Annotated in this window: 9 protein-coding genes; 1 reads left to right on the top strand and 8 read right to left on the bottom strand. The window is 47.7% G+C overall.

Features of this window, described 5'->3' with window-relative positions; all coding sequences use genetic code 11:
• Window positions 1–300: 300 nt before the first annotated feature.
• The 4 genes from ppa to C6G87_RS05910 are packed head-to-tail and all read right to left on the bottom strand — an operon-like array spanning window position 301 to window position 4125.
• Window positions 301–822 (bottom strand): inorganic diphosphatase, encoded by a 522-nt coding sequence (gene ppa, locus C6G87_RS05925; RefSeq protein WP_104752605.1) that lies wholly within the window; start codon window positions 820–822, stop codon window positions 301–303.
• Between the two features lie 8 nt (window positions 823–830).
• The gene (locus tag C6G87_RS05920; RefSeq protein WP_104752604.1) at window positions 831–1403 is read right to left on the bottom strand and encodes an adenylate kinase; all 573 of its coding nucleotides are present in this window, start codon (window positions 1401–1403) and stop codon (window positions 831–833) included.
• A gap of 14 nt (window positions 1404–1417) precedes the next feature.
• Complete coding sequence (gene aspS, locus C6G87_RS05915; RefSeq protein ID WP_104752603.1) at window positions 1418–3160, bottom strand: aspartate--tRNA ligase; 1743 nt, start codon at window positions 3158–3160, stop codon at window positions 1418–1420.
• A 14-nt stretch (window positions 3161–3174) separates the two neighbouring features.
• Complete coding sequence (locus C6G87_RS05910) at window positions 3175–4125, bottom strand: chemotaxis protein (protein ID WP_104752602.1); 951 nt, start codon at window positions 4123–4125, stop codon at window positions 3175–3177.
• 63 nt (window positions 4126–4188) lie between these two features.
• Here C6G87_RS05910 and ligA point away from each other — a divergent pair, with 63 nt between their 5' ends.
• Window positions 4189–6333, top strand: a complete 2145-nt coding sequence (ligA, locus tag C6G87_RS05905) for an NAD-dependent DNA ligase LigA (protein ID WP_104752601.1) — start codon at window positions 4189–4191, stop codon at window positions 6331–6333.
• A 16-nt stretch (window positions 6334–6349) separates the two neighbouring features.
• On the opposite strand, the gene C6G87_RS05900 is transcribed toward ligA, so the two are convergent.
• From C6G87_RS05900 to C6G87_RS05885, 4 genes are read right to left on the bottom strand one after another with little or no spacing between them, the layout of a single operon-like run.
• Window positions 6350–7567 carry a sugar MFS transporter gene (locus C6G87_RS05900; protein WP_104752600.1) on the bottom strand — a complete coding sequence of 406 codons (1218 nt, stop codon included), beginning with the start codon at window positions 7565–7567 and terminating at the stop codon, window positions 6350–6352.
• Window positions 7551–9215, bottom strand: coding sequence for a glucose-6-phosphate isomerase (gene pgi / locus C6G87_RS05895; protein WP_104752599.1), 1665 nt, complete (start codon window positions 9213–9215; stop codon window positions 7551–7553). Before pgi ends, C6G87_RS05900 begins: the two co-directional genes overlap by 17 nt.
• The gene (locus C6G87_RS05890) at window positions 9212–10198 is read right to left on the bottom strand and encodes a glucokinase (protein WP_104752598.1); all 987 of its coding nucleotides are present in this window, start codon (window positions 10196–10198) and stop codon (window positions 9212–9214) included. Before C6G87_RS05890 ends, pgi begins: the two co-directional genes overlap by 4 nt.
• The gene (locus C6G87_RS05885) at window positions 10179–10901 is read right to left on the bottom strand and encodes a 6-phosphogluconolactonase (RefSeq protein ID WP_104752597.1); all 723 of its coding nucleotides are present in this window, start codon (window positions 10899–10901) and stop codon (window positions 10179–10181) included. The genes C6G87_RS05890 and C6G87_RS05885 overlap by 20 nt, the downstream gene beginning before the upstream one ends.
• Window positions 10902–10920 lie beyond the last annotated feature (19 nt).

The raw sequence follows: 10920 nt of genomic DNA, 5'->3' as shown, positions 1-10920 counted from the left end.
CGTTCTACCACTCGCGCGCTAAAACCCCTAGCTTTAGTTATGGAGATAGTTGGTTAGCAGTAGCCTTGTGCGAATAGTCGCAATCAAGGGGTTATACCCTTAGGATTAGGGCATCAACCAACTGCAATAGGGAACATAAGACTCCTAAGCGAGCTGTCCCGCTTGAAGCCACAATCTCCGCTAAAGTTAGAATCCCCTAACTTTAGTGATGGGGAGTATGTCAAATGTCCGCAAGCCTGAGGTGGCGGAAACTCCGTCTGCTCAAGGCGAGCCTGCTTAGCAAAAATTGGAGCTTTTATCTTAGTTCTGATGATTTTTGATCGCCTTATCTAGCACCTCTTGGGCTTGGGCTTTATTGCCAAAGCCTTTCACTTTAACCCACTTATCTGCTTCTAAGTCCTTATAGGTTTCAAAGAAATGTTTGATTTTTTCTAAAGTGATGGCGGGTAAATCCTCTAGACTTTGGATTTTAGCATAGCGCGGATCGATTTTTTCTACCGGTAGGGCTAGGAGCTTTTCATCCACCCCGCCCTCATCTTCCATAAAGAGCACCCCAATTAAACGGCATTTGATCACGCTCCCCGCTTGCAGAGGGTCTTCATTGAGCACGAGAATATCAGCCGGATCGCCATCGCCTCCCAAAGTGTGGGGCACAAAGCCGTAATTAGCCGGATACACCATAGAGGGGTAAAGCACGCGATCGACCACCACCGCCCCGCTATCCTTATCCACTTCGTATTTCACTTTTGAGCCATAGGGGATTTCAATAATGGCGTTGATCGCATTTGGATTTTGACCTGTCTTAATGTGTTGGATTTGCATCTGTGTCCTTATAGATTAGTTTTAATGTAGTTTTCAATGTCGCTTACAATGTCTTCAATGCTCCGTTCCCCATTGATCTCTTGGTGCACCTCTAGGGCTTTATAAAACTCCAAAATACTTTCTAAAGGTTCTAAATAAACCCGCATACGCTTATTAAAGACCTCTAAATTGTCATCATCTCCTCTTGAACGCCCTAAAACCCTTTCTCTAGCCACTGGTTCGCTTACCTTAACCTCGACTACTCCCCGCAAATGCACCTCTTCTTGTGCTTTAAGGACGCGATCAAGCGCGTGCATCTGCTCCACGCTACGGGGGTAACCATCGATAATAATCACATCTTTGGGTGCGCTTTTGATGGCACTAATAATCGTGTCAATTACAATCTCTAGGGGCACGAGATCGCCCTTATTGGCAAACTCGGCAATGCGTTTTCCTCGCTCACTCTCTTTGGCAATCTCAGCGCGCAAGAGATCGCCAGTGGAGTAGTGCACCATACTAGCGCTATTGCGTTGGGCAATCAGCTGTGCGTCTGTGGTTTTGCCACTCCCGGGCGCGCCAATAATCAAGAATAAGTGTTTCATGGATTCGTCCTTTCTTAGGGTTTAGGGTTTCTCAAACGGATATGCAATTCTCTAAGTTGTTCTTCAGAAGCACGGCTAGGGGCTTGGCTGAGTAAACAGGTGGCTTTTTGGGTTTTGGGGAAGGCGATCACATCGCGGATACTGGGCACTTTGGCTAGCAACATTACAAGGCGATCCAATCCCAGCGCAAAGCCCCCATGTGGGGGCGCGCCGTATTGTAGCGCCTCTAAGAAGAAGCCAAACTTTTCTTGGGCTTCTTGGGGACTAATGCCCAACAATTCAAAAACCTTTGCCTGAACCTCCTCCTTATGGATACGCACACTCCCTCCGCCCAATTCTACCCCATTGAGCACGATGTCATAGGCGATTGAGCGCATGTCTTCTAAATCTTCGCTTTCTAAATTCTTGGGCATGGTGAAGGGGTGGTGTGCGGCGCTGAGTTTGCCCTCTGCTTGTTCGAACATGGGGAAGTCCATCACCCATAAGAGATTAAAGGCGTTAGTGTCAACCAAGTTTAAATCTTGGGCGAGCTTTAAGCGCAAACGCCCCATGTAATCCCAGACGATTTTTTTAGCCCCCGCGCCAAAGAAGATTAGATCGCCCACTTGCGCCTGTGTACGCGCTAAGATCTCCTGCAAGCGCGCTTCACTTAAAAATTTTACTAAAGGACCCTTAGCTCCCTCAGGCTTGATTTGCAAATACGCCAAACCTTGCGCCCCAAAGGCACGCACAAAGCTCTCCGCCTCACTCAAATATTTACGGCTAAGGCTATCCCCCCCGGGCACGCACAAGGCTTTAAAGCGATTCTTTTTGGGGTCGCTAGCGATCTTCTTAAAGATGTCATTGCTAGAATCTACAAAGAGATCGCCCACTTCCACTAGGGGCAATTCAAAGCGCAGATCGGGCTTATCGCTTCCGTATTGCTCCATCGCTTCCATGTAGTCTAAGCGCCTAAAGGGAGTAGAAACCTCTATGCCCACGCTTTTAAAGACGGCTTGTAGCAGGGTTTCGGCCACCTCCAAGACATCTTCTTGGGTGCAAAAACTCATTTCTACATCGATCTGAGTAAACTCGGGCTGGCGATCGGCGCGCAAATCCTCATCTCTAAAGCACTTGACAATTTGATAATAGCGATCCATGCCCGCCACCATTAAAAGCTGTTTAAAGAGTTGTGGGCTTTGGGGTAGAGCAAAAAACGCCCCATCATGCACACGGCTAGGGATGAGAAAATCCCTAGCCCCTTCAGGGGTGGTTTTGGCTAGCATAGGGGTTTCTATCTCTAAAAAGTCCAAAGCATGCAAGCAATCGCGCACCGCCTTAGCCACATGACTACGCATTTTGAAGATTTCATAACTCTTAGGGGCGCGCAAATCCAAAAAGCGGTATTGCAGGCGTAAGTCCTCATTCACACTTGAATCCCCAATGGCAATAGGGGGAGTCAGACTCTTATTTTCAATACGCAAACTCTCTAGCACCACCTCTACCTTGCCGGTTTGGAGTTTGGGGTTTTCTAAGCCCTCTCCTCTCAAGCGCACGATTCCCTGTGCGATCAAGACAAATTCATGGCGCACTAAATTAGCCTCTTTGTAGGCTAGGGAGCTAGGATCACACACCAATTGCACCAACCCGCTTTTATCGCGCAAATCAATGAAGATCACCCCCCCATGGTCGCGATAATTATGACACCACCCGCACAATTCTACCTTCTGCCCCAGCAACGCTTCGCCCACTTGGGCACATAAATGCGTCCTCAACATTAATTTCCTTTTATTCAGACTTGCAAATACGCGTGCAAGAGTTCGCGGATTTCATCAGGATGGGATTTGATGACAAACCCGTCAGCATGCAAAGAGTCGGCAAGCTGCTTATTAGATTCGCTACTCATCGAAGAATTGATGATGACGGGCAGATGCTTGGTGCGTGCGTCCTCTTTGATCCGCTTAAGCACCTCAAAGCCGGAAATAACGGGCATCTCCAAGTCGGTAATGACTGCTCCCACGCGCGCAAGCGCATCATCTGTAAAAAGTCGCTTGAGCAACGCCTCGCCATTGGGAAAAGCTTCGTATTTGAGATGTAAATTTTCTACAATTCTTTCTAGGTTCTTCATTGCAACTTGAGAATCCTCGGCGATGAAGATCACCTTATCGCTCTTGATCGCCTCCACAAATTGCGCTTTAAGCTGATTGATTTCACGCAAAGCTGGGAAGGTATCTATTAACATACGCTCTACATCTAAGATTTGAATCACGCGATCCTGTTCAAAGCGTGTGATCGCGCTCACCTTACCCCCTGTGCCAAAACCTTGTTTATCCCCCACACTCACATCGCCCCAATTCTTATGTACTATGCGCTTGATAGCAAAGATTCTCAACCCCACCACACAGCTAGAAAACTCACACACGATCACTAGATTCTCTTCGCTTTGGATAGATGCACCGCTCAAATCTTTATTGGGATTGTCAGGTTCATAATGCAACCAACGACTCACATCAATTAAGGGTACAGACTCCCCCCTGATGGTCAAAAAACCCACCATCATGCTCTCGTTACCCCCCACCGTTTCGGTAACATCCCCATCGTAATAAATAATTTCGCGGATTTTAAAAATATTGATGCCATAGAGTTCGGCATCGTTATTGCTATCATCGCTCAAAGTGAAACACAAAAACTGCGCCTCGTTATTCAAATGCAAAGAGATTGTGGTGTCCACATCACTAACCAAGCCTGTCCTTTATCTTAACCTAAAGTCCGCTACAATGCCCTTCATTATAGCAAAGACTAGGAAATGATACAAACTTTTCAAGACTATCAAAAATGTGTCGAGCAAGCTTGCGTGTACGCACACCACTACTATGTGCTAGACGATCCCCTCATCAGCGACTCAGAGTACGACACCCTCTACCAGCAGATCAAGGATTACGAACACAGCCACCCAGAGCATCTTTTAGAGCATTCTCCCACCCAGCGCGTGGGCGGGGCTTTGCTCGCGTATTTGCCCAAACACACCCATTTAGAGCGCATGTGGAGTTTGGATAATGTCTTTGACACGCAGGGCTTACAAACATGGCTTGCGCGCATTTTTAAAGTTTACCCCCATGCTAGTTTCACCTGTTCGCCCAAGCTCGACGGGGTGTCGCTCAATCTCTTTTATCATCAGGGAAAATTAGTGAGTGCTGCCACGCGGGGGAATGGGATTGAAGGGGAGCTTGTTACTCACAACGCCAAGACCATCCCCTCCATCCCTTTACGCATTGCTTACACAGGACCCCTAGAAATTCGCGGGGAAGTGGTCATTGAGAGCGCGGATTTTGAAAGATTGAATCAAGAACGCCTCCATCAAGGACAACCCCTCTTTGCCAACCCTAGAAATGCCGCAGCGGGGAGTTTGCGCCAACTCGATCCTAAAATTTGCGCGGCGCGCAAACTCACCTTTATGCCCTGGGGCTTGGGGCGTTGCCAACCCACTAGTCCCAGCTTTAAAACCATGATGGAAGAGATCATGGGCGATGGTTTTTTACCCACGCGCTTTTTAACATGCACCAATCTTGCAGAGATCGAACGCGCTTATACAGAGTTACACGCCCAACGCGCGCATGCACAGGTGGGCATGGATGGCATGGTGATTTTGGTCGATGCTTTCGCGTTGCAAGTCAAGTTAGGATTCACCCTCAAAGCCCCCCGTTTTGCGATCGCTTACAAATTTCCCGCCACAGAAAAGCACACTAAACTTTTAGGGGTATCTCCCCAAATCGGGCGTACAGGGGCGATCACTCCAGTGGCGATTTTAGAGCCCATAGTGCTTGATGGGGCGCGAGTCTCTAAAGCCACGCTCAATAATTACACCGAAATTCAGCAAAGGGGCTTTATGCTCCATGACATGGTGGTGGTGGTTAGAAGTGGGGATGTGATTCCTAAACTCATCAAGCCTTTAATCCATCTGCGCGATGGCACGCAAACCCCCATCATCCCCCCCACCCACTGCCCTGCATGTGATACTCCCCTAGCCCAACAAGAACTCAACCACTGCCCCGCGTGCAAGATGTCTTTACTCCTGAAAAACAAGCCCAACTTCTGCCCCACCTGCCATGCCTTTATGCGTAAATATGGCAGAAATACCCTAAGTACGCATTGTTTGGTGTGTGAAGGGGTTTTAGAATATAAACCCTATTGCCATCGTTGCGCATGCGACCTCTCCTGCAGAGATCGCGCCTTGTTTTGTCCTAACCCCCACTGCCCCCCCAAACTCAAGGAAAAAATTGTACATTTTGCCTCTAAGCATGGTTTGGATATTGCCGGATTGGGGGATAGGGTGGTGGCGCAACTGCTAGAATCAAAGTGTATTGGTGGGATCACTGACCTTTATACGCTCGATCTAGAAACCTTGCTCACTCTAGAGGGCTGGAAGCGCAAACGCGCCCAAAATCTCCTAGATGCCATTGCCAACACCAAGCACGCCCCGTTATGGCGTTTAATCAACGCCTTGGGGATTGAGTACATCGGCAAGGGGGCGAGCAAAGCCCTAGCCCAAGCCTTCGGGTTAGAGGTGTTTACAAAACGCGCGCAAGATTTTAAAGCCCTGCCTGGCTTTGAGCACAAGATGGCTAACGCGTTAGAGCAATTCATGCATGAAAATCGCGATCTCATCGCCCAATTATTGCACCTGCTAGAACCCACCCCTCCTAGTACCCTTGTACAAGAGTCTTCTTTTTTCAATCAAAAAAACATCGTGTTGACAGGTACTTTTAGTGTCTCTAGAGAGGCCTTGAGCGCGCGTTTAGAAAGTTTAGGGGCATGTGTGAAAAGCAGCATGAGCGCGGCCACCCATTTACTCATTTATGGGGACAATCCGGGAAGCAAGTTAGAGCGCGCCCAAGAACGGGGCATCCCCGTTATGGATCAAACCCAGCTGTGGCAGATGCTGAAAGATTAACCCCCTCCTTTTTAACCTAGAGGTGTTCTTTGTCTGTTATGACCTTGTAGCCTTGAAGGGCAAAGAAGACGATATAGAAGTAGCAGACCATGGGCACGAGATAGGAAGTAATAAGTCCCATGTAATCGGCAATAATCCCTTGTACAGGGGGTACAAGCGCGCCCCCAACAATGGCGATACAAATAAGTCCAGAAGCTTGGCTTGTGAATTTACCTAAATTTTTAGTCGCTAAAGAGAAAATAGTGGGAAACATAATAGAGTTGAAGAATCCAATAGCTATTAAGAGATATATTGTAGCCTGTCCATCAAAAACAATGGCTAAAGCGATTAAGATAATATTTGTGATTGCATTGAAGGCTAGACATTTATTAGGTGCGATCTTAGCCATGATAGCACTTCCTAAGAAGCGTCCTGCCATCGCTCCACCCCAATAGAAGCTAATATAGTGTGCGCTAGTTTTGGCATCTAAACTAGCCACTTTTTCCATCGTTAAAATTAAGAATGAGCCAATAGAAACTTCCGCACCCACATAAAAAAAGATCGCTAATGCCCCTAGCACTAGATGAGGGTATTCAAACATGCTCTGTTTGCCATCGTGATTCTCTTCGCTGATTTGCTCGGCGCGCGCGCGCACATCAGGTAGCTTCAGTAAGTAGAACACAATAGCTAACAAGACGGACACCCCGGCAATGATCAAATAGGGAATTTGCACCGACTCAGCTTCTTTAATCTTATCTGCTACTTCAGCTGTGCCAGAAATAATTAACAGAGCACCAAAGTGTGGACCTAAGAATGTGCCTAGCGAGTTGAAGGCTTGCACGAGAGTGAGCGCGGTGGCTTCTTTACCCGGAGACAATAGGGTTACAAAAGGGTTACCCGCCGTCTGCAAAAGCACGATCCCACTAGCCAAGACGAAGAGCGCGCCTAAAAAGATGGGATAAGATCCTGTAGAAGCGGCCGGGTAAAAGAGAACACAACCTAAAGCAGTGATCAAAAAACCCCCCACCACCCCAACCGGGTAACCAATCTTCTCTAAAAGTTTCCCAAAAGGTCCCCCCGTAATAAAATACGCGCCAAAAAAACAAAGCTGGATTAAAGCCGCTTCAAAATAATTAAGATCGAAGATTTTCTTAAGATGAGGCACTAGAATATCGTTGAGCACCGTGATGAATCCCATAATAAAAAACAGCGCGGTGAGGCTGGCTAGAGCAAAATTATTACTCTTGGTCTGCATGCAAAACTCCTTTATTATAGATTTTATAGAGATTGATTAAGTGTTGTGTGGAGCTATCATGGGGATTTTGTGCACTCCCCTCGCGCAATTGGACCAAAATATCTTTAGCTAACTCTTTTCCTAATTCCACGCCCCATTGATCAAAGCTATTGATGTCCCAAATAGCCCCCTGCACGAAAATTTTATGTTCATAAAGCGCGACCAAACTCCCAATACTCTTGGGCGTGATCGCATCGAGTAAAAGCATATTGCTAGGGCGATTACCTGAAAACACGCGGTGGGGAGCGAGCGCGCGCGCGCGCTCAAGGGACATCCCCTTTTCTAGCATTTGATTAAGCACTTCGTGGTAACCCTTACCCTTCATAAACGCTTCCGCTTGAGCAAACACATTACTAAGTAAAATCTCATGGTGGCCGGGCAAATTGCCCTCTTTACTCAAAGAGGCAATAAAATCAATGGGGGTTAAATGCGTGCCCTGATGGAGTAGTTGAAAAAAGGCGTGTTGGGAGTTGATTCCAATATCCCCCCAAATGATGGGTCCGGTGTCGTAATCCACCACTTCCCCCCCTAAAGTGGTGCGCTTGCCATTACTTTCCATGTCTAGTTGTTGAATAAATCTAGGAAAATAGCGCAAATATTGATCATAAGGGGCGATCAAATGGCTACCCGCATCAAAGAAATTCACATACCAAATTCCCAGCAAAGCTAAGATTACAGGCATGTTATGTTCGAAGGGCGTACTTCTAAAATGTATGTCCATCTCAAACGCTCCTTGCAAGAGCGCTTGAAAATTTTCCTTGCCCAAATAGATCATGATAGAAAGTCCAATCGCTGACCATAGGCTATAACGCCCTCCTACCCAGCTCCAAAACTCAAACATGTTTGCCGTGTCGATCCCAAAGTCTTGTACGGCTTGCTTATTGGTAGAGAGCGCTACAAAGTGCTTAGCGATATGGCGCGTATCATGAGCATGGGCTAAAAACCATGCCCGTGCGCTCAACGCGTTAGTCAAGGTTTCTTGGGTAGAAAAAGTCTTAGAAGCCACAATAAAAAGTGTGGTCTCAGGATGGATTTTATCCAGCACGCTTTGGATTTGAATCCCATCCACATTGGAGACAAAATACATGTTTAGGCGTGGGTGGGCGTAATGTTTCAGCGCTTTGCACACCATTAGCGCACCCAAATCCGAGCCCCCAATACCAATATTAACCACATCCGTAATAATTTGATTGGTATAACCCAACCAACGCCCACAACGCACCGCATCGCTAAAATCTGCCATGCGCGTGAGCACTTCGCGCACCTTAGGCATCACATCCTGCCCTTCCACCATAACGGGCTCTTGGGTTTGCTTGCGCAACGCCGTGTGCAACACCGCGCGCCCCTCTGTGGCGTTGATCTTTTCTCCAGAAAACATGGCTTCAATCTTGCGTTCTAGGGCGCATTCTTGAGCGAGGTCTCTTAGAAGTTTCAAGGTTTCATCATCGATACGATTCTTGGAATAATCTAAAGATAAATTCCCCACTTTGAGGAAATAACGCGTGGCGCGCTCTGGATCACGCGCGAACATATCTTTCATATGCACCTGTTCTAAGTTTCGAAAATGCGCGTGCAAAGCCTTAAAAGCATTCAGGGTTGTCAAGCTCATACTTTAGCCTTTAAGTGATTGTCCAAGGCGACTGCTACCCCTTTAAGTCCGGGATATTTAGAGAGCACCACATACACCGGAATAGCCGCCAAGTAGGCAGCAAAACGCCCCTTGTTTTCAAAGCGCAAGCGGAAAGGCGAAGTTTTAAAATAATCAATAATGCGTGGGATAATGCCCCCACATAGATACACTCCCCCGCGTGCCCCCAAGATCAAAGCCATATTGGAAGCCACCGTGCCTAAGATGGTGCAGAAAATATCCAAAGTCAAGCGGCATAGGGGTGATTTACCACTTAAAGCCTGCTGACTAATAAGCTCAGGAGTCATCTTAGTGGGTTTAATGCCCTCTCTATCAGCTAAAGCCGCATGGATAAGCACTAATCCCGCCCCACTCAAAAAGCGCTCTGCAGAAACATGCCCGTACTTCTTGCGCGCGTAGTGCCAAATCATGATCTCGGTGTCATCAAAGGGCGCAAAGCTCACATGCCCCCCCTCTCCGGCCAAGGCTGTGTAAGAGCCATCACAACAAGGGATGAGTGCGCTCACCCCTAGCCCCGTACCCGGCCCTAAGACCACTTTGGGCGCGTCGATCTCACACACACTCCCCCCCACTTGTAACAATTCCTCCGAGTTAATCTTAGAAATAGCATGGGCTTGGGCAGTGAAGTCATTGATAAGGATAAGTACCTCTAACTTGAGAGCTTGGCGCGTGGTTTCAATGGAAAACGCCCAGTGGTGGTTGGTCATCTGCACCCAATCACCCATCACCGGGTTAGCGATGGCGATGGCAGCGTATTTCACGGGGGGGTTGTTGGTTTTGGTTAAATAAGTCTTGATTGCATCTACGACGGTGTTATAATCTTGACATGGTAAAACCTCAATGGATTCAATTTTGCCAGGGGCGACCTCTAGCCCAAAGCGCGCGTTCGTGCCTCCAATGTCAGCCAAGAGGCGGGGGTAAGTTTTATCGGATACAGAAGACAAAGCACTCTACCTTTTCAGAATGTAAGATGTAGGAAATAGGAAGTTGGGGGTTGATCCCCTTTTTGGCTAGATCAAGCACAGCCCCTTTATCTTCCCCAGAGGCAAACAAAAAAATGCTTTTGCAATTTTCAAGCGCGCTTAAAGACATGCCTAAGCATTTAAAGGGGGCGTGGGTAGGCGTGGTGAGCACAAGGGGATCTGTGGCGCTTAGGGCGTGCTCGTATTCAGGCGCATCGGGGAAAAGCGAGGCGATGCGCCCATCAGCACCCATGCCTAGTAGGGCAACATCGGGCTGTTGGTATTGAAAAAGCGCTTCTTGGAGGATAGCCTCCGGAGGCAAGGTCGCATCGCACACAAGGGGGGTAAAGGGCAAGGGCACGGAAAAGTTAGCCCTACACCTCTTTAAAAAATACTCTTCAATCAATCTAGCACTGCTCTGCGCATGATCTTTATCTACCACCTGTTCCTCTACAAGACAGATAGAAAAGTCCTCCCACCAAGGAGAGTAGATTTCTGCTAGTGCTTTTAGCAAAGGAATGAGTGTTTTGTCCCCAGAAAAAGCCATGCGCACATGATCTTGTTGAATGGGAGGAAAGGTGAGCCAATCGCTTGCAAAACCTGAAATCCCATGGGCTACAGTTACATAACTATCTTCAGACCCTTGAGGCCTTTGGGCGGGGAATTCTTTAAAAAACACAATCATTATAACTCCTTGAGGTAGC

It is taken from the genome of Helicobacter baculiformis, assembly GCF_900197685.1.
In the GTDB taxonomy this organism is placed as follows: Bacteria; Campylobacterota; Campylobacteria; order Campylobacterales; family Helicobacteraceae; genus Helicobacter; species Helicobacter baculiformis.
The sequence above is the reverse complement of the archived record's forward strand: the minus strand, read 5'-3'. Positions and strand labels throughout refer to the sequence as shown.